The organism is Stenotrophomonas sp., from assembly GCF_059505245.1.
On record NZ_JCACKF010000050.1, the window covers coordinates 43,289 to 66,886 of the forward strand.

General features: G+C 65.9%; 19 protein-coding genes and 11 tRNA genes. 23 read left to right on the forward strand and 7 right to left on the reverse strand.

The annotated features are described in order from the left end of the window. Positions 1-308: 308 nt before the first annotated feature. The 5 genes from ppx to AC5JLE_RS19380 form a co-directional block, all read right to left on the reverse strand. Entirely contained in the window at positions 309-1,835 is a 1,527-nt protein-coding gene (gene ppx, locus AC5JLE_RS19360) for an exopolyphosphatase (RefSeq protein WP_032955928.1), read from the reverse strand. Between the two features lie 175 nt (positions 1,836-2,010). After that, positions 2,011-4,098, reverse strand: a complete 2,088-nt coding sequence (ppk1, locus tag AC5JLE_RS19365) for a polyphosphate kinase 1 (RefSeq protein ID WP_032955925.1) — start codon at positions 4,096-4,098, stop codon at positions 2,011-2,013. A 4-nt stretch (positions 4,099-4,102) separates the two neighbouring features. Beyond that, on the reverse strand, positions 4,103-5,434 hold the full coding sequence (gene phoR, locus AC5JLE_RS19370) for a phosphate regulon sensor histidine kinase PhoR (protein ID WP_005415460.1): 1,332 nt from the start codon (positions 5,432-5,434) through the stop codon (positions 4,103-4,105). A 106-nt stretch (positions 5,435-5,540) separates the two neighbouring features. Beyond that, entirely contained in the window at positions 5,541-6,230 is a 690-nt protein-coding gene (gene phoB, locus AC5JLE_RS19375) for a phosphate regulon transcriptional regulator PhoB (protein WP_005408258.1), read from the reverse strand. Between the two features lie 116 nt (positions 6,231-6,346). Beyond that, positions 6,347-7,993 (reverse strand): M48 family metalloprotease, encoded by a 1,647-nt coding sequence (locus AC5JLE_RS19380; RefSeq protein WP_014646090.1) that lies wholly within the window; start codon positions 7,991-7,993, stop codon positions 6,347-6,349. A gap of 142 nt (positions 7,994-8,135) precedes the next feature. On the opposite strand from AC5JLE_RS19380, the gene grxC reads away from it, so the two are divergent. The 6 genes from grxC to AC5JLE_RS19410 all read left to right on the forward strand — a co-directional run bounded on the left by grxC (position 8,136) and on the right by AC5JLE_RS19410 (position 12,875). Further along, entirely contained in the window at positions 8,136-8,426 is a 291-nt protein-coding gene (gene grxC / locus AC5JLE_RS19385) for a glutaredoxin 3 (protein WP_004154541.1), read from the forward strand. Next, positions 8,423-8,815, forward strand: a complete 393-nt coding sequence (locus tag AC5JLE_RS19390) for a carboxymuconolactone decarboxylase family protein (RefSeq protein WP_004154542.1) — start codon at positions 8,423-8,425, stop codon at positions 8,813-8,815. The genes grxC and AC5JLE_RS19390 overlap by 4 nt, the downstream gene beginning before the upstream one ends. A gap of 323 nt (positions 8,816-9,138) precedes the next feature. Next, on the forward strand, positions 9,139-10,143 hold the full coding sequence (locus tag AC5JLE_RS19395) for an isocitrate dehydrogenase (protein ID WP_014036138.1): 1,005 nt from the start codon (positions 9,139-9,141) through the stop codon (positions 10,141-10,143). 248 nt (positions 10,144-10,391) lie between these two features. Next, positions 10,392-11,135, forward strand: a complete 744-nt coding sequence (locus tag AC5JLE_RS19400) for a cysteine hydrolase family protein (protein WP_014646091.1) — start codon at positions 10,392-10,394, stop codon at positions 11,133-11,135. 53 nt (positions 11,136-11,188) lie between these two features. Then, positions 11,189-12,097: a LysR family transcriptional regulator gene (locus AC5JLE_RS19405; RefSeq protein WP_496065552.1), complete on the forward strand. Its 909-nt coding sequence runs from the start codon at positions 11,189-11,191 to the stop codon at positions 12,095-12,097. A 25-nt stretch (positions 12,098-12,122) separates the two neighbouring features. Next, positions 12,123-12,875: a sulfite exporter TauE/SafE family protein gene (locus AC5JLE_RS19410; protein WP_069118519.1), complete on the forward strand. Its 753-nt coding sequence runs from the start codon at positions 12,123-12,125 to the stop codon at positions 12,873-12,875. 11 nt (positions 12,876-12,886) lie between these two features. On the opposite strand, the gene AC5JLE_RS19415 is transcribed toward AC5JLE_RS19410, so the two are convergent. Further along, on the reverse strand, positions 12,887-13,507 hold the full coding sequence (locus tag AC5JLE_RS19415) for a flavin reductase family protein (RefSeq protein WP_069118489.1): 621 nt from the start codon (positions 13,505-13,507) through the stop codon (positions 12,887-12,889). Positions 13,508-13,596: 89 nt separating this feature from the next. Further along, positions 13,597-14,355: a Bax inhibitor-1/YccA family protein gene (locus AC5JLE_RS19420; RefSeq protein ID WP_032961785.1), complete on the reverse strand. Its 759-nt coding sequence runs from the start codon at positions 14,353-14,355 to the stop codon at positions 13,597-13,599. 180 nt (positions 14,356-14,535) lie between these two features. On the opposite strand from AC5JLE_RS19420, the gene AC5JLE_RS19425 reads away from it, so the two are divergent. The 17 genes from AC5JLE_RS19425 (at position 14,536) to AC5JLE_RS19505 (ending at position 23,596) form a co-directional block, all read left to right on the forward strand. Then, positions 14,536-14,612, forward strand: a tRNA-Pro gene (locus tag AC5JLE_RS19425). Between the two features lie 39 nt (positions 14,613-14,651). Then, positions 14,652-14,728, forward strand: a tRNA-Arg gene (locus AC5JLE_RS19430). A 174-nt stretch (positions 14,729-14,902) separates the two neighbouring features. Then, a tRNA-His gene (locus tag AC5JLE_RS19435) sits at positions 14,903-14,979 on the forward strand. Positions 14,980-15,058: 79 nt separating this feature from the next. Further along, positions 15,059-15,134, forward strand: a tRNA-Lys gene (locus AC5JLE_RS19440). Positions 15,135-15,330: 196 nt separating this feature from the next. Continuing rightward, positions 15,331-15,406: transfer RNA gene (locus tag AC5JLE_RS19445), tRNA-Lys, on the forward strand. 220 nt (positions 15,407-15,626) lie between these two features. Continuing rightward, positions 15,627-15,995 (forward strand): hypothetical protein, encoded by a 369-nt coding sequence (locus AC5JLE_RS19450; protein WP_100449487.1) that lies wholly within the window; start codon positions 15,627-15,629, stop codon positions 15,993-15,995. Between the two features lie 139 nt (positions 15,996-16,134). Next, positions 16,135-16,219, forward strand: a tRNA-Leu gene (locus AC5JLE_RS19455). A 189-nt stretch (positions 16,220-16,408) separates the two neighbouring features. Continuing rightward, the gene (tig, locus tag AC5JLE_RS19460) at positions 16,409-17,704 is read left to right on the forward strand and encodes a trigger factor (RefSeq protein ID WP_032961818.1); all 1,296 of its coding nucleotides are present in this window, start codon (positions 16,409-16,411) and stop codon (positions 17,702-17,704) included. 74 nt (positions 17,705-17,778) lie between these two features. Then, positions 17,779-18,405, forward strand: coding sequence for an ATP-dependent Clp endopeptidase proteolytic subunit ClpP (clpP, locus tag AC5JLE_RS19465; RefSeq protein ID WP_019659528.1), 627 nt, complete (start codon positions 17,779-17,781; stop codon positions 18,403-18,405). Between the two features lie 126 nt (positions 18,406-18,531). Continuing rightward, entirely contained in the window at positions 18,532-19,821 is a 1,290-nt protein-coding gene (clpX, locus tag AC5JLE_RS19470) for an ATP-dependent Clp protease ATP-binding subunit ClpX (RefSeq protein WP_014646099.1), read from the forward strand. 143 nt (positions 19,822-19,964) lie between these two features. Continuing rightward, positions 19,965-22,412 (forward strand): endopeptidase La, encoded by a 2,448-nt coding sequence (lon, locus tag AC5JLE_RS19475; protein WP_014646100.1) that lies wholly within the window; start codon positions 19,965-19,967, stop codon positions 22,410-22,412. Between the two features lie 219 nt (positions 22,413-22,631). Beyond that, positions 22,632-22,904, forward strand: a complete 273-nt coding sequence (locus tag AC5JLE_RS19480) for an HU family DNA-binding protein (protein ID WP_004146343.1) — start codon at positions 22,632-22,634, stop codon at positions 22,902-22,904. An 11-nt stretch (positions 22,905-22,915) separates the two neighbouring features. Beyond that, a tRNA-Val gene (locus tag AC5JLE_RS19485) sits at positions 22,916-22,990 on the forward strand. Positions 22,991-23,016: 26 nt separating this feature from the next. After that, positions 23,017-23,093 (forward strand) — tRNA-Asp (locus AC5JLE_RS19490). Positions 23,094-23,176: 83 nt separating this feature from the next. Further along, a tRNA-Asp gene (locus AC5JLE_RS19495) sits at positions 23,177-23,253 on the forward strand. A gap of 83 nt (positions 23,254-23,336) precedes the next feature. After that, a tRNA-Asp gene (locus AC5JLE_RS19500) sits at positions 23,337-23,413 on the forward strand. A gap of 106 nt (positions 23,414-23,519) precedes the next feature. Next, positions 23,520-23,596 (forward strand) — tRNA-Asp (locus AC5JLE_RS19505). The last annotated feature ends 2 nt before the right edge of the window (positions 23,597-23,598 follow it).

The following is a 23,598-nucleotide window of genomic DNA, read 5'->3' on the forward strand; positions in this document are numbered from 1 at the left end:
TCTCTCTCAGGTCGTGCACAAGACGCCAAAGTGGGCGTCGAAGGAGCCAGCTGGGTTGATGACCGAGCCGGTGACCCGATAGTAGTCTCGTTAGTTAATGCTCTGTAAAGAGTTCGTATCGATTTATGTCACGGGACACCCCCATCCTTCACAAAACGTGAACAAAAGCAGGCGCTTACGTGAGAGGTGCGATACGCGATACGGTGCCGTCGTGATGCGAAGCAGCACAAAAAACCGCCAGACTGCGCAAAGTGGGGGTGCGAAGTGCGTCACCCCTGCCGTCCTGTGGACTACTGGGAACAGCGTATTCAGGCTACGAACGGACGGAACTGGATGCCCAGCCCGGCGATCCCGTCGGTCTCGCCGATCAGGTCGGCGCGCAGCAGCGGACGGGCATCGATGAATGCCTGCGGCACGATCAGCGACAGCCGGTTGTCGTCGGCGGTCAGTTCCAGCGCCGGCAGCGGGTCGTCCTCATGCGCGCGGTTGAGCAGCACCGCCAGCCGCAGCAGGGCCGCCAACCGGCGCGCGGTCAGCAGCAGTCGCTCGGGCAGGGCGTCGAAGGCGGTCTTGGTCACGCTGCGGCGATGGCTGCGCACCAGCGCGGCCAGCATCTGCTGTTCCTGGCGGGAGAAGCCGGCGATGTCCGAGTGCTCCAGCACGTAGCTGCCATGCACGTGGTAGCCGCTGTGGGCAATCATCAGGCCCAGTTCGTGCAGGCGTGCGGCCCAGCCGAGCATGCGCGCATCATCGGCATCGAGCTTCCAGCGTTCCTGCACCTGCTCCAGCAGTGACAGAGCGGTGTCCTGCACGCGGTCGGCCTGTACCGTATCGATACCGTAGCGCTGGCTGAGCGCGGCCACCGATTCATCGCGCAGGTCGTTCTCGCCGGCACGGCCGACGATGTCGTAGAGGATGCCCTCGCGCATCGCGGCCTTGCTGACCAGCAGCTTCTGCAGGCCAAGTGCCTGGAACGCCGCTTCCAGCACCAGGATGCCGCCGGCGATGATCGGGCGGCGGTCGCTGGACAGGCCCGGCAACTGGATGTCGTCGATCTTCTTGGCCTTCAGCAGCTCATCGCGCAGTTGCGGCAGGGCCTCGGCGGTGATCGCACCCTTGCTCAGCTTCATCGTCGCGCAGATCTCGCTGATCGCCTTGTGCGTGCCCGAAGAACCCAGCGCCTCCTGCCAGCCCAGCGCGCGGTACTTGCTGGCGAAGGGCTGGAACTCGCGGCCGATCTCGGCCAGCGCGTCCTTCCAGCGCTTCTTGCTGAGCTTGCCGCCGGGGAAGAAGCGCCGGGTGCTGGCGATGCAACCGGCCTGCAGGCTTTCGCGCTCCAGGGTCTGCATGCCCATGCCGATGATGAATTCAGTGGAGCCGCCACCGATGTCGATCACCAGCCGGCGCTGGCCGGGCTTGGGGGGTTGCGCGTGGGCCACGCCCAGGTAGATCAGGCGGGCTTCTTCGCGGCCGCTGACCACTTCGATGGCGTGTCCCAGTGCAGTTTCGGCCGGGACCAGGAACGACTGGGGAGAACGCAGCTGGCGCACCGTGTTGGTGGCCAGCGCGCGCACCCGATGCGGCGGCACATTGCGGATGCGCTGGCCGAAACGGGCCAGGCATTCCAGCGCGCGCTGCCGTGCGGCGGAAGACAGTCCGCCTTTGCCATCCAGCCCGTCGGCCATGCGCACCGTCTCGCGCAGGCGGTCGATCACCCGCAGCTGGCCGAGCGTGTAGCGCGCGATGACCATGTGGAAACTGTTGGAGCCAAGGTCGATGGCGGCCAGCAGGTCGCCATCCTGCAATGCGGGCGGAGTCGTGGAGGTATGCGGCATGGGCGAATGTTAGCCGAAGCGGCGGTGTGCTCGTCACCGCGCGGCCTTCACATTCTGGAAGGAGGCGTGCAGCAGGATTGCAAGGGGTCAGATCCCTTTCCCGCAGGAAAGGGATCTGACCCCGGGCGACCGCTGATCGAATCCCGACCAGCGGTCGGGATCCACCGGGGCAGGACTACAGCCCCTGCATCAATGCCATCTGCGCAGAATGCGGGGCTTCGTCGTGCGCCGGCGCACGCTTGTGGTAGACGCCGTCGGCGTCCAGTTCCCAAGCGTTGAGGTTGTCGTCCAGGTAGTTCTGCAGGACCTCGCGGTACACCCGCTTGGCCAGTTCCGGATCGAGGATCGGGAAGCAGGTCTCGACCCGGCGCAGCAGGTTGCGTTCCAGCCAGTCGGCGCTGGCGCAGTACATCTCCGGCGCGCCGTCGTTGCCGAACCAGTAGACGCGGCTGTGCTCCAGGAAGCGGCCGACGATCGAGCGCACGCGGATGTTGTCCGAGACACCCGGAACGCCCGGACGCAGGGTGCAGGCGCCACGGATGATCAGGTCGATCTGCACGCCGGCCTGCGACGCGGCGTACAGCGCGCGCACCACCTGCGGTTCGTTCAACGCGTTCATCTTGGCGATGATCCGCGCTGGGCGGCCGGCGGCGGCGATGCGCGTCTCGCGCTCGATACGGCCGAGGATGCCGGTGTGCAGGGTGAAGGGCGACTGCAGCAGGCGCTTGAGCTTCATCTTCGAGGCCAGCCCGGACAGCTGCTGGAACAACAGGTGCACGTCATTGCCGATGTCCGGATCGGCGGTGATCAGGCTGATGTCGGTGTACGCGCGGGCAGTGCCGCTGTGGTAGTTGCCGGTGCCCAGGTGCACGTAGCGGCGCAGCTTGCGGCCTTCGCGGCGCACGATCAGCAGCATCTTGGCGTGGGTCTTGTAGCCGACCACGCCGTACACCACCTGCACCCCGGCCTCCTGCAGGCGATCGGCCAGGCCCAGGTTGGCCTCTTCGTCGAAGCGCGCACGCAGTTCGACCACTACAGTCACGTCCTTGCCGTTGCGCGCGGCCTGGATCAGTGCGTCGACGATCAGCGAATCCTTGCCGGTGCGGTACAGCGTCTGCTTGATCGCCAGCACGTTGGGATCGATCGCCGCCTGCCGGATCAGGTCCAGCACCGCGGTGAAGGCATCGAACGGGTGGTGCAGCAGCAGGTCCTGGCGCGCCGTGGTCTCGAAGATGCCGTCGCTGTCGCGCAGCGTGCGCGGGGTCATCGGCGGGTACTTCAGGTCTGGCTGCGCGATCAGGTCGTACAGCTGGATGATGCGGTTGAGGTTGACCGGGCCGTCGATGCGGTACACCGCGTTCTCGGTCAGACCGAAATTCTGCAGCAGGGTGCGCACGATCTCGCGCGGCATGTCGTGGGCGATTTCCAGGCGCACCGCCGGCCGGTAGCCGCGGTCTACCAGTTCGTCGCGCAGCGCCAGCGCCAGGTTCTCCACTTCCTCCTCGTCCACCACCAGCTCGGAGTTGCGGGTGACACGGAACTGGTAGGCACCCTGGACTTCCATGCCCGGGAACAGCTCATCGACGAAGGTCGACAGCACCGAGGACAGGAACACGAAGTTCTGCGATCCGCCGAGCTTCTCCGGCAGCTGGATGATGCGCGGCAGCGAGCGCGGCGCACGCACGATCGCCAGGTGGCCGGCGCGGCCGAACGCATCGGTGCCCTTCAGCACCACCACGATGTTCAGCGACTTGTTGAGGATCTTCGGGAACGGGTGCACCGGGTCCAGGCCCAGCGGCGACAGCACCGGCATGATCTCGTTGCGGAAGTAGGCGCGCAGCCAGCGCCTCTGGCGGTCGGTCCAGGAATGGCGACCGAGCACGCCGATGCCGGCCTCCATCAGCGCCGGGCGCAGCGTCTCGTTCCAGCAGCGGTACTGCTGGTCCACCAGCTCCGCAGCGCGGTCATGGATGGCGTTGAGGATGGCCTGCGGGCTCATGCCGTCCGGCGCCGGCGGCAGGCCGAATTCCTGCGCGTGGCGCACGGCGGCGGCACGGATCTCGAAGAACTCGTCGAGGTTGGTGCAGGAGATGCACATGAAGCGCAGGCGCTCCAGCAGCGGCACCTGCGGGTCCATGGCCTGCGCCAGCACGCGGAAGTTGAAATCCAGCTGCGACAGCTCGCGGTTGATGTACAGCGACGGGTCGCGCAACGGATCGTTGTCCGGGCTCACGGGGAGGGGGAGGGATCCGAGGCTGCTCATGGCGTCATTCTTCGATGGAGGTCAGGGGGGCGGACTCGCGCGGGCGCACGTGGTCGGCATCGAAATGGCAGGAGAACACCGAGCCCTTGCCGACTTCGCTTTCAATCTCCAGCCGTGCGTGGTGCAGGCCGAGGATGTGCTTGACGATGGACAGGCCCAGCCCGGTGCCGCCGCTCTCGCGCGAGCGGCTGCTGGACACACGGTAGAAACGTTCGGTCAGGCGCGGCAGGTGGGTGGCGGGAATGCCGTAGCCGGAATCGCGCACCGCCAGCACGGCGCCGTCGCCTTCGCGGCGGAACTCCACCGCAATGCGGCCCCCGGCCGGGGTATAGCGCACCGCGTTGGTGACCAGGTTGGAGAAGGCGCTGTGCAGTTCCTTGGTCGAACCCTGCAGGTCGACACCGGCCAGATCATCGATGCTGATCTGGTGGCGGCCCTGGCTGTGCGCCTCGGCCTCGCGGCGCAGGGTCGCCAGCATCGGCTGCATGGCCACGGTCTCTTCCTCGCTGTGCTCCTGCGATTCCAGCCGCGACAGGGTCAGCAGGTCTTCCACCAGCTGGGCCATGCGCTGGCTCTGCTTGCGCATTTCTTCCAGCATCGGGCCGGTGCCGGGGAAGTCCTCCGGATCCATCATGTCCAGGTAGCCGTGGACCACGGTGAGCGGCGTGCGCAGCTCGTGTGAAACATTGGCCACGAAGTCGCGGCGCACCTGTTCCAGGCGCAGCAGCTTGCTGACGTCGCGGGCGATCAGCAGCCAGTAATCCGACGAATAGGGAATCAGGCGCAGGTTCAGGCGGATCGCCGGATCGACCGGCGAGGGCACGTCCAGGATCGGTTCGGCATTGCGGCCACCGGCCAGCCAGTGGGCCAGCGGCATCGGCTGCAGGCGTTCGACCAGGGCCTCGCCAAGGTCGCCGGGATGGTGCAGGCCGAGCAGGGCGGTGGCCGCTTCGTTGAACCACTGCACGCGCTGGCTGTTGCGGTCCAGCACCACCACCGCGTCGGGCAATGCGGCGGCGGCGGCGCGGTAGCTGCGCAGCATGTCCAGCAGGCGGCGCTTGCGCACGCGCATTTCCACCTGGTTGCGATACAGCAGGCGGTCCAGTTCGTTCCAGACGCCGGTGCCTTCTTCGGCGGTGTCCCAGCGCTGGCGTGCGGTCAGGCGGCGCAGCACGCTGCGCAGGCGCCAGTAATGCCAGGCCAGGGTGGCCAGCGCGCCCAGCGCGATGCACAACCACAGATGGCCCGTGAACCACCCCACCAGTCCGGCGAACAGCAGTACCGCGGCAACGGTGGCCAGGGTCTTCAACCAGGCAGAGCGGATGTGGCGGGGCATTGCGGTCTCGTCGTTGAGGTGCGGCGGTTCACTGGAGTGAACCAAGGGTTATAGCAGAGTTGCCGGCACCGGCACCCGCAGGTGCGCGGTGCCGGCACGACGAGACTCAGGTGGCAGTGGAGAACCGGTAGCCGGCGCCGCGCACGGTCTGCACCATGTTCTCGGCGTTGAACGGTTCCAGCGTCTTGCGCAGGCGGCGGATATGCACGTCGATGGTGCGCTCCTCCACGTACACGCTGCCACCCCATACATGGTCCAGCAGCTGCGCGCGGGTGTAGACGCGCTCCGGATGGGTCATGAAGAAGTGCAGCAGGCGGTATTCGGTCGGGCCGATCGGCACCGGCTGGTCGTTGGCGAACACGCGATGGGCGGCGCCGTCGATGCGGATCGGGCCGACTGCCACGCTGCCGTCCTCGTCGTCCTCGCGGGCACGGCGCATCACCGCACGGATGCGCGCCAGCAGTTCGCGCGCCGAGAACGGCTTGACCACGTAGTCGTCGACGCCGGCTTCCAGGCCACCGACGCGGTCGTTCTCTTCGCCGCGGGCGGTCAGCATGATGATCGGCACTTCGCGGGTCAGCGTTTCCTTGCGCCAGCGACGGGCCAGGTCCAGGCCGCTGGTGCCGGGCAGCATCCAGTCCAGCAGGATCAGGTCCGGAACGCGGTCGGCGATCGCGGTCTGGGCCTCCCGGGCATCGCCGGCGTGGACCGGTTCGTAATCGCCCTTGCGAAGGGCGAAGGCGACCATTTCACGGATCGCGGGCTCGTCATCGACGATCAGGATGCGTTTCTGCACGAGGACACCGTAGGGCTCGGTTACTGGAGTGGTGCCAGTAGACTACGGTTTGATGACATGTTTGTGACTGCCCGGCCGGAACCGGCCTGGATTGCCATCGGCCGGTCATGCAGCGCTCAGCGCCGGTCCAGGTCCGGGTCCTGCACGCCCTGGCGGCGCAGCTCCAGCACGGTCGGGGTGATCGCTTCGATGCGGGCATCGACCCGCGCGCGGCCAATGTAATCCAGCGCCGGGTTGCGCTTGAGCGCCTGCAGCTGCAGCAGCGCCTGTTCCGGCCGACCGCTGAGGAAGGCGGCCTCGGCATAGGCCTCGCTGGCACGCACGCTGTCGCCGGCCAGCTCGCTGGCGCGGGCAAAGCGCTGCTGGAAGACCGGATCGTTACCGCTTTGCGACAACAGGGGGCGCAGCATCGCCTGCGCGCGCTGGCCGGCCTCGCGGTTGCCCTGTTCGTTCAGGATCTCGGCATAGGTCAGCGCCACCGGGCGGCTGTTGGGGTGTTCGCGCAGCAGCTGCTCGAAGCGGCTGTTGGCCTGGGCCGCCTGGCCTGCCCGCGATTCCGCTTCGCCCAGGCCCAGCGCCAGCCACAGGTTGCCGGGATGGGTCTGGAGCAGGCCGGCCAGGGTCTGCCGGGCCTGGCCGGCGCCGGCACGGCCACCGCGCATGACCGCCAGCGCCTGGCCATAGCGCTGCGCATCGTTGAGACCGTCCTTCTGCCGCTTGGCCAGGTCGGCATACTCGCGTTCCAGCTCGGGGGTGGAATCCGCGCTGAGCACGCGCAGGCGCTCACGTGCCCAGTCGAAGTCGCCGCTGGCGCCACGGTTGAGCTGGCCGATCGGGAGGCGCAGCACACTGCTGGGCAGCAGCGGGTTGTTGCCGCGCAGCAGCGGCTCGCCCAGGCTGGGATCGGCCGGGTCCACCCGCTCCTTGCGCTCGCCGGTGGGGGTGCTGGTGGTCAGCAGCACCGTATCCTTCTTCATCTGCTCGGCGCGGGCCTTGGCTTCGCTGATGCGGGTGATATTGACCGGGTGGGTGCGCAGGAACTCGGGCACGCTGTAGCCCCCTTCGTTGCCACGCATGGCCGCCGACATCCGTTCGAAGAAGCCGGCCATGGCATCCACGTCGTAGCCGCTGCGCGACAGGGTGCGGATGCCGAGGCGGTCGGCCTCGGACTCGTTGGAGCGGGTGTAGTTGATCTGCCGTTGCTGCATCAAGCCCATGCCCGAGCTGATCGCGGCCATCGTCGCGTTGCCGGACGACGTGCTGTTGCTGGCCTGGGCGGCCACCACCGCTGCCAGCATGCCCAGCAGGATCGGGATCTGGTCACGCTGGGCGCGCTCGACGCCGCGCAGCACATGCTGCTGGGTGACGTGGGCGATTTCGTGGGACAGCACCGCAGCGACCTCGTCCTCGCGCTCGGCGGTCAGCACCAGGCCGGCATTGACCCCGATGTAGCCGCCCAGCGTGGCGAACGCGTTGATCTGGCGGTCGTTCATCACGAAGAAGGTGTACGGCTGCCGCGGCTGGTCACTGTTGGAGCCGAGCCGGGTGCCCATGGTCTGCAGCCAGTCGTTGACCAGCGGATCTTCCAGCAGGTAGCCGTAGTTGCGCAGCTCGCGCAGCATCATCGCGCCGTACTCGGCCTGGCGGGCCGGGGTCAGCAGCTCGCCGGCCGAGGAGCCGATGTCGGGCAGCTTCTCCTGGGCCTGGGCCAGCGGCATGGCCAGGGCCAGGGTGACGGCGGTAGTCAGCAGCAGGGCTCGCAAGCAGGAGTTCCTCGGGCGGGGCGCGCCAAGCGTGGCAGGGCGGGGGGCAACCATTCGTTAATCCACAGTGTTGCGGCCGTGGCGTGGAAATTCCAGCGCACCGGTACCATATGTAGACCGTCGATCCATCGTGGAGTTTCCCGTGACAGCCCAGACCGCCGGCGGTGCCCCCGCCATCACCATCTATTCCACCGCCGTCTGCCCGTACTGCGTGGCCGCCAAGAACTTCCTGAAGAGCAAGGGCCAGCAGTGGACCGAGGTCCGCATCGACCTGGACCCGGCCGAGCGCGAGAAGATGATGGCGCTGACCCGCCGCACCAGCGTGCCGCAGATCTTCGTCGGCGACGTCCATGTCGGCGGCTACGACGACATGATGGCCCTGCACCGTGAAGGCAAGCTCGAGCCGCTGCTGGCCGGGCAGGGCCAGGCATGAGCGCGGCCGACGACGGCAGCAAGGACCGCATCGCCGAGTTCACCGAGTTCCGCAAGCGCATGAACGAGCGGATCCTGGGTGAGCCGAACCAGGTGGTGCGCCGCTTCTTCGCGCTGGACACGCAGACCTACCAGGCCGGCGCGCTGGACGTGAAGACCAAGGAGCTGCTGGGCCTGGTGGCCTCGATGGTGCTGCGCTGCGACGACTGCATCAGCTATCACGTGGCCCAGTGCAAGGACGCCGGCGTGACCCGCGAGGAGTTCTTCGAGACCTTCTCGGTCGGCCTGGTGGTGGGCGGATCGATCGTGATCCCGCACCTGCGCCGCGCGGTCGACTTCCTCGACCAGCTTGAAGGTGGCGCCGCCGCCCCGGCAGCGCACGAGCACTGAGGGGCGTGCCGGCCGCTGGCCGGTATTCCCTGAATCCGGCATGGCCGGGGTTGCCGGCCAGCGGCCGGCATTACCGCACCCGCGAGGGGCCTTCTCCACGATCCAACAGCCCAGGAGGCCCCTTGTTGTTCAAGGGGGCGCGCCGACAGGCGCGGGGATAAGGCGGAATGCGCGGGCAATTCTGCCTGGGCCGGGCACTGGGACCATGGTCTATTTGGGACCTCGGCCCCGGCTCAGGCATAATTGCCGGTGAAACTTCCTTTGCGCCGGCGTTTCCGGGCACGTCCGGACGGCGTTTTTCCCCCTGTTCGGAACATCGATCAATGACGCAGAAAATTACGGTCATCCGCGGCGACGGCATTGGCCCGGAAATCATGGACGCCACCCTGTTCGTGCTCGACCAGCTCAAGACTGGCCTGGAGTACGAAGACGCCGACGCCGGCCTGGTGGCCCTGGAAAAGCACGGCGACCTGATGCCGGCAGTGACCCTGGAATCGATCGCGCGCAACAAGGTCGCGCTGAAGAGCCCGCTGACCACCCCGGTCGGTGGTGGCTTCACCTCGATCAACGTCAGCCTGCGCCGCCACTTCGACCTGTACGCCAACGTGCGTCCGGCCCACACCTTCCCGAACACCAAGTCGCGTTTCGACAACGTCGACCTGATCACCGTCCGTGAGAACACCGAAGGTGCCTACCTGGCCGAAGGCCAGGAAGTGTCGGCCGACGGCGAAACCGCCTTCTCCGGCACCCGCATCACCCGCAAGGGCTCCGAGCGCATCGTGCGCTACGCCTTCGAGCTGGCCAAGAGCACTGGCCGCAAGAAGGTCACTGCCGTGCACAAGGCCAACATCATCAAGTCGACCTCGGGCCTGTTCCTGAACGTCGCCCGTGAAGTCGCCGCACAGTACCCGGAGATCGAGTTCCAGGAAATGATCGTCGACAACTGCTGCATGCAGCTGGTGATGCGTCCGGAACAGTTCGATGTGATCGTCACCACCAACCTGTTCGGCGACATCATCTCCGACCTGTGCGCCGGCCTCGTCGGCGGCCTGGGCCTGGCCCCGGGTGCCAACATCGGCAAGGACGCGGCGATCTTCGAAGCCGTGCACGGCACCGCGCCGGACATCGCCGGCCAGGGCAAGGCCAATCCGTGCGCGCTGCTGCTGGCAGCCGCGCAGATGCTGGACCATGTCGGCCAGCCGGAGAACGCCGAGCGCCTGCGCAAGGCCATCGTGGCGACCATGGAAGCCAAGGATTCGCTGACCGGCGACCTGGGCGGCACCGGCACCACCATGAGCTTTGCCCAGGCCATCGCCAGCCGCCTGTAAGCGGCCGGCCGACCTCGGTTGGATCCACAGCGGGGCGCCTTCGGGCGCCCCGTTGCGTTGTGGGCCGGCCCGGTAGATCCACGCCGTGCGTGGAATGACGGGGCCTTGGTCCGCAGCCACCCATGGGGTGGCTCTACAGGGAAATTGTCTGTGCGTACATTGCACAGATCATGTGCCGCTACGCGGCTGGTTCGTGCGTCATGCGCTCCGCATCCTGTGCCCACTTCCCAACGCACTGGAGCTCGAACATGAACCTCACCGCCTTCGGCCTGGCCAGCCTGATCGGCATGGCCACCACCGCCCCGGTCGCCGCCGCCGAGCCGGCCCATCCCACCATCCGCCACATGGCTGGCGCGCCGGTCGCGACCTCGCTGGATGCGGCAAAGACCGCCGTGCTGGTCATCGACTTCCAGAATGAGTACTTCGATGCCACGGCCGCACCGGGCTTTGCCGGTGGCCGCATGGTCATTCCCGATGGCGTGGCCGCGCTGCGGCAGGCGAAGCGGGTGGTCGAATTCGCCGATGCCCATGGCATCCGCGTGATCCATGTGCAGCACGTGCTGCCGGCGGGTGCGCCGCTGTTCGCACAGGGCAGCGTCAATGCTGCCTTCCATCGCGACCTGCAGCCGCGCCAGGGCGAGACCGTGGTGCAGAAGGACAATGTCAGCGTGTTCGCCGGCGCGTCCTCCACCGTGCTCGACCCGCTGCTGAAGAACGCCGGCATCGACACCCTGATCGTCACCGGCCTGCAGACCCATGCCTGCGTGGCTGGTGCCGCGCGCGACGCGGCGGCCGCGCCCCGTGGTTACCGGGTGATCGTCTCGTCCGATGCCAGCGCCAGCCGTGACCTGGACCTGGCTGGCGGCCGGCGCATCGGCCATCGCACGCTGCATGAAGCCGCTCTGGCCCAGATCGAGGACGCCTTCGGCGATGTCATGACGACTGACGCGATCCTGGCACTGCCGGTGCGAAAGGCCGGCGACGGCGCTTGATAAGCTGGCGGGGCCCGCATGCCGCGGGCTCCGCCACGTGGAGCTGCCCGCCGATGGATCACTTCGCTGCCCTGCGTGCACTGCGCGCCATCATCGATGCGGGCAGCTTCACCGCGGCAGCCGAGCGCCTCGGTACCACCCACTCGGCGATGTCGCGGCAACTGCGGCAGCTGGAAGAACACCTGCAGGTGCGCCTGCTCGATCGCAACAGCCGCCGGCTGTCGTTGACCGAGGCCGGGCGCGACTACTACCGTGAGGCGGCAACGCTGCTGGACCGCCTGCAGGAAGCCGACGACCGTGCCCGTGCCGGGCAGGCGCAGCCCAGTGGAAGCGTGAGGATCAGCGTGCCGCAGGTGGTGGCCAGCCAAGAGCTGCCGCACTGGCTGCCGTCATTCCTGAAGCGTTACCCCCAGGTCACGCTGGACCTGTCGGCCGATGACCAGCTGGTCGATGTGGTCGGTGGTGGTTTCGACCTGGCCCTGCGCATCGCGGCTTCACTGCCGGACAGCCAGCTGGTCGCGCGCGAGCTGGCCAGCTGCCCGCGCATCCTGGTCGCCGCACCGGCCTACCTGGCACACCACGGACTGCCGCGGCAGGCAGCGGACCTGGCTCATCACACGCTGCTGGGTTTCAGTCCCACGCCAGCAATGCCGCCCTGGCAGTTGCAGGGGCCGCGCGGCGCAACCGCGAGCATCGAAGCCGGGCAGCGCCTGCGCGTGGATGCCACGCCCGCACTGTACGCCGCCGCGCTGGCCGGCATGGGCATCAGCCTGTTCACCGCCTTCACCGTGCAGGAGGATCTGCGCGCCGGTCGTTTGATCCGCGTGCTGCCGGCCTGGCATGCGGGCCAGCGACGCTACTTCGCGCTGTACCCGCATGCACGTGCACTGGCGCCCAAGGTGCGTGCGCTGGTCGAGCATCTCGCGGCGCACTACGCTGCACAGGTGAGCGCGGCAGGGTAGTCGCGCGGTTGCAGCCGGGGTGATGATGGAGTCGGTGTATCTGCTGGTCGCGCTTGGCGCGATCGTCGCCGGATTCGTACAGGGCCTGTCCGGTTTCGCCTTCGGGATGGTAGCGATGTCGTTCTGGGCATGGGGGCTGGAGCCGCGACTGGCCGCTGCGCTGTCGGTGTTCGGCGCGCTGGTCGGTCAGCTGGTGGCCGTGTTCACCGTGCGGCGTGGCTTCAACCTGCGCCTGCTGCTGCCGTTCGTGCTGGGCGGCCTGGTGGGCATTCCGCTCGGCGTGATGGTACTGCCACACCTGGACATGGACTGGTTCAAGGCGCTGCTGGGCGGCTTCCTTGCGCTGTGGTGCCCGGTGATGCTGATGGCGCGATCATTGCCGCCGATCCGCGTGGGTGGTCGTATCGGTGACGCGATCGCCGGCATGGCAGGTGGGGTGCTCAGCGGCATCGGCGGTTTCGCCGGACCGGTGCCGACGCTGTGGAGCACGCTGCGTGGCTTCGGCAAGGACGAGCAGCGCGCGGTCATCCAGAACTTCAACCTGGCGATGCTGGCAGTGACCATGGCCACCTATGTCGGCAGCGGCCTGGTGAGCCGGCAGATGCTGCCGTACTTCGCCATCGTGGCGCCGGCGATGCTGGTGCCGACCCTGCTGGGTGCGCGCGTCTACATCGGCATCAGCGAGGCGCGCTTCCGGCAGATCGTACTGAGCCTGTTGACCGCGTCGGGCATCGCATTGCTGGCGTCGTCGATGCCGGCGCTGCTGGCGCGGTCGTAACCGGTTGAACGTCAGGTCGGGCGGAACATGCGGAAGCGCTGTCCGGCACCGATGCGGAAGTAGTCGGCAGGCCCGCCGCCGCGCAGGATCGGCGCCGCCGCAGCGGTGTCGTAGATGCCATCGACCAGCAGCCGTTCATCGATATGCACCGTCACCACTTCGCCCAGCACCAGCCAGCCGTTGGTGTCCTGGCCGGCGGCATCGCGCAGGCGGACGATCTGCGTGCAGCGGCATTCCATGCTTACCGGGCTCTGTGCCACGCGGGGCGGTGCGACCTGCGTTGAGGCCAGTGGTGTCAGGCCGGCAAGGGCGAACTCGTCGACATCCGGCGCGACCGCACGGCAGCTTTCGTTCATCGCCTCGGCCAGGTCGAAGGTGGCCAGGTTCCAGACGAATTCACCGGTGGCTTCGATGTTGCGCAGCGAGTCTTTGCGGCCCTGGCTGGAGAAGCCGATGATCGGCGGGGTGTAGTTGAAGGCGTTGAAGAAGCTGTAGGGCGCCAGGTTCAACGTGCCCTGTGCGTCGCGGCTGGAAATCCAGCCGATCGGGCGCGGGCCGATGATGGCGTTGAACGGGTCATGCGGCAGACGGTGGCCCTCTGCCGGGCGGTAGCTGTGGAAGGTGTCGGGCATGGGGGCAGGGGACGTGTGGGCTTGCTCGACTCTACAAAAAAGCCGCGACCCTTGCGGATCGCGGCTTGTCTTTCTCGGCGTGGCTGGACTCAGCGCTGCTGGATCTTCGACAGCAGGCGCAGGAACTCCACATACAGCCAGACCAGGGTCACCATCAGGCCGAATGCGCCATACCACTCCATGTACTTCGGCGCGCGCTGGGCCACGCCGGTTTCGATGAAGTCGAAGTCCAGCACCAGGTTCAGCGCCGCCACGACCACCACGAACAGGCTGAAGGCGATGCCCAGCCAGCTGGAGTCGTGGATCACCGGCACGTTGATGTTGAAGAAGCCCAGCACGAACGAGGCCAGGTAGAGCAGGGCGATGCCGCCGGTGGCGGCGACCACGCCCATCTTGAAGTTCTCGGTGGCCTTGATCACGCCGCTGCGGTACGCGAACAGCAGCGCAAACAGGGTGCCGAAGGTCAGCAGCACGGCCTGGAACACGATGCCCGGGAACTTGGCGTTGAACACGGCCGAGATGGCGCCGAGGAACACGCCTTCCACCAGCGCGTACATCGGCGCGGTGACCGGCGACCATTCCTTCTTGAAGATGGTGATCAGCGCCAGCACCAGGCCGCCGATGCCGCCGCCCAAGGCGTACAGCTTGGCCGCGTCCATGACCTGGCCGTAGTCGTCGATGGTCTGGTTCCAGGCGAAAGCGGCCGTCAGCACGGTCAACAGCAGCAGGAAACCGGTCTTGTTGACGGTGCCGTTGAGGGTCATTGCCTGGTCGGGGCTGGTCACCACCGAACCGCTGGCAAGGTCGAGGAAGGTCGACTCGGAAAGAGCCGGGTTGCCGCTGCGCATGCGTGTTCTCCGTGCGAATGAGGGTCAGGACGGCCATCCGGCCGATGGGCGTGAGCATAGCCGATGACTGCTTTCGGCGTTGTGGCAGGCCGCGGAACTGCGCATCCTTCGTTGACAGTTCCCAACGCGCTTGGCGACAATGACCAACTCCCCGGGCCTGACCCGAGGGGATTGCAAGACCGGGGTATAGCGCAGTCTGGTAGCGCGCCTGCTTTGGGAGCAGGATGTCGGGGGTTCGAATCCCTCTACCCCGACCAATCCCACGTCACGTCGGATTGGACACCGTTCCGGTTCGGGCGCCCGTAGCTCAACTGGATAGAGCACCGGCCTTCTAAGCCGGCGGTTACAGGTTCGATTCCTGTCGGGCGCGCCATTGGCGGGACAGCGGGATCGCATCGGCGGATGTGAAGAAGTGCTTGCAAAAGCGTAAAGACTCCACCAGAATATCGGACTCGCTTCGGCGGACCGGAACTTCGGTGACAGTCTCCAGGCAAGGTTTCAAGGTTCCAGTGCTGGCGGTATCGGCGGTGGAGCGAAAGTTTCAGTGGTGGCTGTAGCTCAGTTGGTTAGAGTACCGGATTGTGATTCCGGTGGTCGGGGGTTCGAATCCCCTCAGCCACCCCACTGATTCAACCGCATCGGCGCAGCCGAAACGGTATTGCAATAAACAGAAAGCACGCTACAATGTGCGTCTGAGTTTCACGGGCCGTTAGCTCAGTTGGTAGAGCAGTTGACTCTTAATCAATAGGTCCAAGGTTCGAATCCTTGACGGCCCACCAAGACGGAAGCCACCTGGTACGCCAGGTGGCTTTTTTCTTATAGGTGTGACCCTTTCATTTCAATGGGCCACACGTTGCAGGGCCCCGCCTGGCGTGGATCTGCAACGCACTGGGATCGCAGTGCTGGTTTCAACGATGTTGAAGAAAGTGCTTGCACCCACCGAGCGGATCGGGTCATAATTCGCGCCCCGATTTCGGGCTGTTAGCTCAGTTGGTAGAGCAGTTGACTCTTAATCAATAGGTCCAAGGTTCGAATCCTTGACAGCCCACCAGACGAAAGCCACTTGGTCATCCAGGTGGCTTTTTTCTTGCCCGCACGCCGGGTTGCGCTTCATCCACGCATGGCGTGGATCCACTGAAGCAGTGCTGAAATCAGGGGCATACGCGTCATCAGTGTTTTCAATGCTGTGCACTGCTTCTCACCGCATGGCGTCCTGCATCGCACCCAATAGATCTTCCGCGCCGATGGCGCATGCAGGAAGGAAGATGTTGATGGCTGAGATCACTCGATTGCACGGCACGGTGTGGATTCCCTTCGCGTTGATGGCACTGGCGGCCTGCACGCCGGGCAATGATCCTGCGCAGGCTGTCGAGCGTGATGCGGGCGCAGAGCGCATTCCGGCGCGCCAGATCGACGACGCCATGCAGTTGCGGCCGGCCCGGCCCGCGGAGGGGGAGGTCCTGCCCGGCGCGGTGGACGTACAGCGCAATGCGGACGGTTCGGTGGATGTGCGCAGGGCTGCGCCGGCGTCGGTGGCCCTGCGTCGCACCGACGATGGGGGCGTGGAGGTCCGGAAGGTGGATGCGGCCGTCGACCCGGGCTCAGGCGCGGCGCCGGCCCGCACGGTACCGCAGCAGTAGGCTGCGGCCAGCCCGGCGGGTCGCGCACCCGCCGGGCTGGCCGCGATGCAGCGATGGCGCGGAGCGTAGTGGATTCAGCTTTGTGCAGGCCTTCCGATTCCAGTCGCCGCCTGCGACAATGAACACCTGTGCCGGCCACGCGAAAGTGGCGGAATTGGTAGACGCCCTGGATTTAGGTTCCAGTGCCGCAAGGCGTGGGGGTTCGAGTCCCCCCTTTCGCACCAGTGCTGGCCTGTCCCCGCCCTGATCGGGCCATCGGCGCCCCCTTGACCGGCACGCGCTGGCAGTGCAGGCCGAATTGGGCGAAACTAAAGGGCTGCGGCAAGCAGGCGCGTCCCAGACGTCGTGTCCTAACAACCGTTTCATCCCAATCATCGAGCCGGGGGCCTGGGCCACCGGTGGCAGGAGTCAACATGCAAGCTTCGATCGAATCCACCGGCAACCTGGAACGCCGCCTGAGCTTCTCGCTGCCGGAAGAGCGTCTGCAGAGCCACATCGCCGGCCGCCTGGGCGAAATCGCCCGTACCACCCGCATCAAGGGGTTCCGTCCGGGCAAGGTGCCGGCCAAGGTGATCGAGCAGCGCTTCGGCGCGCAGGTCCGTGGCGAGGCGCTGGACGGCCTGCTGCGCGAGACCTTCGACGCGGCCGTGCGCGAGCACGACCTGCGCGTCGTCGGCAGCCCGCGCATCGACAAGGGCGACGAGGGTGAGTTCTCCTTCGTGGCCACCGTGGAAGTGGTGCCGGACTTCGGCGACATCGACGTCAGCAAGCTGACCGTCGTGCGCCACACCGCCGAGATCACCGACGCCGACATCGACCAGATGATCGAGAACCTGCAGAACCAGCGTCGCACCTGGGCCCCGGTCAGCCGTGGCGCGCAGGACGGCGACCTGGTCGCGGTGGAAACCTGGTCGCAGGCCGGCGAAGAGCGCCTGCCGGCCGAGGGCACCGAGAAGGGTTCGATCGTGCTCGGCCAGGGCATGATGTTCGACACCATCGAAAAGGGCCTGGTCGGCCTGGCCAAGGGCGAAGAGAAGACCCTGGACGTCGAGTTCCCGGCTGACTGGCGCGTGCCGGTGCTGGCCGGCAAGACCGTGCAGGTCACCGTCAAGGTTGCCGAAGTGTCCGAGCCGGTCGTGCCGGCGGTCGACGAAGCCTTCATCAAGAGCTTCGGCGTGAAGGGGGGCGACGTCGAGCAGTTCCGCAGCGACATCCGCGCCAACCTGGAGCGTGAGCTGAAGGGCGCGCTGATGAACCGCCTGCGCCGCGAAGTGGGCGAGCAGCTGATCGCGGCCTACTCGTCGGTGGAAATGCCGCCGCGCCTGGTCGAGAACGAAGCCCGCGCCATGCTGGCCCAGCAGGTCGAGCAGCTGCGCCGCAACGGCCAGAACGTCGGCGAGATCCCGGCCGATGCCCACGAAGGCTTCAAGGACGCCGCCGCCAAGCGCGTGCTGGTCGGCCTGCTGGTCGGTGAAGTGGCCCGCATCAACGACCTGCGCCTGGAAGCCAAGCGCCTGAACGAAACGATGCGTCTGATCGCCTCGACCTACGAAGAGCCGGAGCAGGTCATTGAGATGTACCGTAACGACCCCCAGCTGATGTCTGGCCTGCAGAACCGTGTGATGGAAGAGCAGGTGATCGACTGGATCGCCGAGCGTGCCCAGCACACCGAAGAGAAGCTGTCGTTCCAGGACGCGATCCGCCAGTAAGCCGGCGGATCACCGGATGCCCCGCGCCTTTGCCGGCGCGGGGTTGTTGCCCCCCAAGATAGGTACCTCACGTAATGGACAACCGAACCAAAGCCCTGAACCTGGTTCCGATGGTGGTCGAGCAGACCAGCCGCGGCGAGCGTGCCTACGACATCTATTCGCGCCTGTTGAAGGAGCGCCTGATCTTCCTCGTGGGCCCGATCGACGATCACATGGCCAACGTGGTGGTGGCGCAGTTGCTGTTCCTGGAATCGGAGAACCCGGAAAAGGACATCAACATCTACATCAACTCGCCGGGTGGCGTGGTCACCGCCGGCATGGCGATCTACGACACCATGCAGTACATCAAGCCGAATGTGAGCACCACCTGCATCGGCCAGGCCGCCTCGATGGGCGCCCTGCTGCTGGCCGCGGGCGAAGCCGGCAAGCGCTATGCGCTGCCGAACTCGCGCGTGATGATCCACCAGCCGCTGGGCGGCTACCAGGGCCAGGCCACCGACATCGACATCCACGCGCGTGAGATCCTGACCCTGCGTTCGCGCCTGAACGAGATCCTGGCCAAGCACACCGGCCAGTCGCTGGAGACGATCGCCCGCGACACCGAGCGCGACAACTTCAAGAGCGCCTTCGAGGCGCAGGCCTACGGTCTGGTCGACCAGGTCCTGGAGCGTCGTCCGGATGAGTCGATCCAGGCCGGTTGACCGGCCTTCACGGGGCCAGGGAGGCCCCGTTCCTGCAGGGTCGGGCGGGACTGGTGTCCCCTCGGCCCTGTGCTATTCTCGAATCGAACCCCCGTTCAGCGGGTGGGGTAACTGGGTAAGCGAAGCATGAGCGAAGACCGCCAAGGTCGTTCCACGGACACCGGCAAGATCCTCTACTGCTCTTTCTGCGGCAAGAGCCAGCATGAAGTGCGCAAGCTGATTGCGGGTCCGAGCGTATTCATCTGCGATGAGTGCGTGGAGCTGTGCAACGACATCATCCGTGAGGAACTTGAGGAAAAGGCGCAGTCGGCGCGCAGTTCGCTGCCCAAGCCGCGCGAGATCCTCGAGGTCCTCGACCAGTACGTGATCGGCCAGAACCGCGCCAAGCGCACCCTGGCCGTGGCCGTGTACAACCACTACAAGCGCATCGAGAGCCGGCAGAAGAACGACGACGTCGAACTGGCGAAGTCGAACATCCTGCTGGTCGGCCCGACCGGTTCGGGCAAGACGCTGCTGGCCGAAACCCTGGCCCGCCTGCTCAACGTGCCGTTCACCATGGCCGACGCCACCACGCTGACCGAAGCCGGTTACGTGGGCGAGGACGTGGAGAACATCATCCAGAAGCTGCTGCAGAAGTGCGACTACGACGTCGAGAAGGCACAGCAGGGCATCGTCTACATCGATGAAATCGACAAGATCTCGCGCAAGAGCGAGAACCCGTCGATCACCCGCGATGTGTCCGGCGAAGGCGTGCAGCAGGCCCTGCTGAAGCTGATCGAAGGCACCGTGGCCAGCGTTCCGCCGCAGGGCGGGCGCAAGCATCCGCAGCAGGAATTCCTGCAGGTGGACACCAAGAACATCCTGTTCATCTGCGGCGGCGCGTTCGCCGGGCTGGACAAGGTGATCCAGGCCCGTTCCACCGACGTCGGCAGCATCGGCTTCGGCGCCAAGGTGAAGAGCAGCGAGCGCAAGCAGGAAGTGGGCAAGGTGCTGGCCGAAGTCGAGCCGGAAGACCTGATCAAGTTCGGCCTGATTCCGGAGTTCGTCGGCCGCCTGCCGGTGGTGGCGACCCTGGAGGAGCTGGACGAGCCGGCCCTGATCAAGATCCTGACCGAGCCGAAGAACGCCATCACCAAGCAGTTCAAGAAGCTGTTCGAGATGGAGAACGTCGAGCTGGAGTTCCGTCCGGACGCGTTGTCGGCCATCGCCAGGAAGGCGCTCAAGCGCAAGACCGGTGCCCGTGGCCTGCGCACCATCGTCGAATCGGTCCTGCTGGACACCATGTACGACCTGCCGTCGCAGGAAAACGTCAGCAAGGTGGTGGTGGACGAATCGGTGATCGAGCACAAGTCCGAGCCGTACCTGATCTACCAGACCCCGGCGGTCCCTGAACAGAAGGCCGCAGGCGCCGAGTGATTCTTCCAGGTTGTTGATTGGAAAGGATTTTCAAGGAATGCCTTGCATCTGAAAGCCGATGGCCCCATAACGGGGCCATCGGCTTTTTTTGTCTCCGGAAGATGCCCTCCCGGAGGCGGTTTTCCCCCTTCCCTGGAGCCCCCATGGCCCGTTCCCCAAGTGAAACCCTCGACCTGCCGGTCCTGCCGCTGCGCGACGTAGTGGTGTTCCCGCACATGGTCATTCCGCTGTTCGTCGGCCGTGACAAGTCCATGCACGCGCTCGAACAGGCAATGGAGGCGGACAAGCGCATCCTGCTGCTGGCGCAGAAGTCGGCCGAAACCGACGACCCGCATGCGGCCGACCTCTACCAGGTCGGTACGCTGGCGCAGGTGCTGCAGCTGCTGAAGCTGCCCGACGGCACCATCAAGGTGCTGGTCGAAGGCCTGTCGCGCGTGCAGGTCACCCACGTTGACGAGCGCAACGGCTCGCTGCACGGCCAGGCCGTGGAGATCGACGCCAGCGACGAGCGCGAAGCGCGCGAGGTCGAGGCGATCGCCCGCTCGCTGATGTCGCTGTTCGAGCAGTACGTGAAGACCAACCGCAAGCTGCCGCCGGAACTGCTGCAGACGCTGTCGGGCATCGATGAGCCGGCGCGCCTGGCCGACACCATCGCCGCGCACATCAGCGTGCGCCTGGCCGACAAGCAGCGCCTGCTGGAAACGCTGGCCGTCGGTGACCGCCTGGAGATGCTGGTCGGCCTGGTCGACGGCGAGATCGACGTGCAGCAGATGGAGAAGCGCATCCGCGGCCGCGTGAAGTCGCAGATGGAGAAGAGCCAGCGCGAGTACTACCTCAACGAACAGATGAAGGCCATCCAGAAGGAACTGGGTGACCTGGACGATGCGCCTGGCGAGCTGGAAGAGCTGGCGCGCAAGATCGCCGAGGCCGGCATGCCGAAGGCCGTTGAAGCCAAGGCGCGCAACGAGCTGAACAAGCTCAAGCAGATGTCGCCGATGTCGGCCGAAGCGGCTGTCGTGCGCAACTACCTGGAGTGGTTGCTGGGCGTGCCGTGGAAGAAGCGCAGCAAGGTGCGCAAGGACCTGAAGGTGGCGCAGGACACCCTCGATGCCGATCACTACGGGCTGGAGAAGGTCAAGGAACGCATCCTTGAATACCTGGCGGTGCAGTCGCGCGTGAAGCAGATGAAGGGCCCGATCCTGTGCCTGGTCGGGCCGCCGGGCGTGGGCAAGACCTCGCTGGGACAGTCCATCGCCAAGGCCACCAACCGCAAGTTCGTGCGCATGTCGCTGGGCGGCGTGCGTGACGAGGCCGAGATCCGTGGCCACCGTCGCACCTACGTCGGTTCGATGCCGGGCCGCATCGTGCAGAACCTCAACAAGGTCGGCAGCAAGAACCCGCTGTTCGTGCTCGACGAGATCGACAAGATGTCGATGGACTTCCGCGGCGATCCGTCCTCGGCGTTGCTGGAAGTGCTCGACCCTGAGCAGAACAACGCGTTCAACGACCACTACCTGGAAGTGGACCTGGACCTGTCTGAAGTGATGTTCGTGGCCACCTCGAACTCGCTCAACATTCCCGGCCCGCTGCTGGACCGCATGGAAGTGATCCGCATCCCCGGCTACACCGAGGATGAGAAGCTCAACATCGCCACCCGTTACCTGGTGCCCAAGCAGGTCAAGGCCAACGGCCTGCAGCCGGAAGAGCTGGAGATCGGCAGTGACGCCATCCAGGACATCGTGCGCTACTACACGCGCGAGTCGGGCGTGCGCAACCTGGAACGCGAGATCGCCAAGATCTGCCGCAAGGTGGTGAAGGAGATCGCGCTGGCCGGCCCGCAGCCGGTGAAGGCGAAGAAGGGCGCGAAGAAGAAGGCGCTGGTGAGCGTGTCCAGCAAGAACCTGGACAAGTACCTGGGCGTGCGTCGCTTCGACTTCGGCCGTGCCGAGGAAGAGAACGAGATCGGCTTGGTCACCGGCCTGGCCTGGACCGAGGTGGGTGGCGATCTGCTGCAGATCGAATCGACGCTGGTGCCGGGCAAGGGCCAGCTGATCCTGACCGGCCAGCTCGGCAACGTGATGAAGGAATCGGCTTCAGCGGCGCTGTCGGTGGTGCGTTCGCGCGCCGTCGGCTTCGGCATCGACAGCGACTTCCTGCAGAAGCACGACGTGCACCTGCATGTGCCCGATGGCGCTACGCCGAAGGACGGCCCGAGTGCCGGCGCGGCGATGGTCACCTCGCTGGTATCGATGCTGACCAAGGTGCCGGTGCGTGCCGACGTGGCGATGACCGGCGAGATCACCCTGCGTGGTCGCGTCACGGCCATCGGTGGACTGAAGGAGAAGCTGCTGGCCGCACTGCGTGGCGGAATCCGCACGGTCATCATTCCCGAGGAGAACCGCAAGGACCTGGCCGACATCCCGGCCAACGTCACCCGCGATCTGGAGATCGTGCCGGTGAAGTACATCGAAGAAGTCCTGGACCTGGCGCTGGAGCGTCCGTTGGCACCGAAGAAGGCGCGCAAGAGTGCGCAACGTGTCACGGTGCGCAGCAAGGCCAAACCGAGTGGAAACGCGCGCGTCAAGCATTGACGCGCGCTGTCCAATGGCCCGAAACCCGCGTCGTTGCTGGCTTTCCAGCTTGCGTGGGGGTAGGGCCACTGGTATAAAAGCAGCACTCGCGAATGAGTGATCGCAGTCTGGCGATCGCTGAATTCGGCGAACCGTTTCCACATGGCGGCCGCATGCAGAGCGCGTGCGGTTGCTTCCCTGTCGAATAAGCGGAACCCACCGCCAAAGGAGTTGTAGAGAATGAACAAGACCGAATTGATCGATGCCGTTGCTGAAGCTGCAGACCTGACCAAGGCCGAGTCCAGCCGCGCTGTCGATGCCGTCGTTGCTGCCGTCACCAAGGCGCTGAAGGACGGCGATGCGGTCACCCTGGTTGGCTTCGGTACCTTCCAGGTCCGCGACCGTGCTGCCCGCACCGGCCGCAACCCGAAGACCGGCGACACCATCAAGATCGCTGCTTCGAAGAATCCGTCGTTCAAGGCTGGTAAGGCCCTGAAGGATGCTGTAAACTAAGCGGCTCGCTGGGGTGCTTAGCTCAGCGGTAGAGCGTCTCCTTTACACGGAGAGGGTCGGGGGTTCGAAACCCTCAGCACCCACCACAGCACCGCGGTAAAAGTTTGAGTGTGGAGCGGTAGTTCAGCTGGTTAGAATGCTGGCCTGTCACGCCGGAGGTCGCGGGTTCGAGTCCCGTCCGCTCCGCCATTCAACGAGGCCTCCGGCCAAAAGCTGGAGGCTTTGTTTTCTCCCCGGTCCAGGCCGGCTGAAAGCAAAAAAGGTAACAACGCGGAGCGGTAGTTCAGCTGGTTAGAATGCTGGCCTGTCACGCCGGAGGTCGCGGGTTCGAGTCCCGTCCGCTCCGCCATTCAACGAGGCCTCCGGCCAAAAGCTGGAGGCTTTGTTTTCTCCCCGGTCCAGGCCGGCTGAAAGCAAAAAAGGTAACAACGCGGAGCGGTAGTTCAGCTGGTTAGAATGCTGGCCTGTCACGCCGGAGGTCGCGGGTTCGAGTCCCGTCCGCTCCGCCATTGCAGAATTCTTAAGTCCCTGTGAAAAAACTTTGAAAAAAGTGTTCATCGGGCTGGGTTTCCAGGGAGTCTTCGGATATACTGGGCGCCTGCAAAGTTCAAGCGCGGAGCGGTAGTTCAGCTGGTTAGAATGCTGGCCTGTCACGCCGGAGGTCGCGGGTTCGAGTCCCGTCCGCTCCGCCATT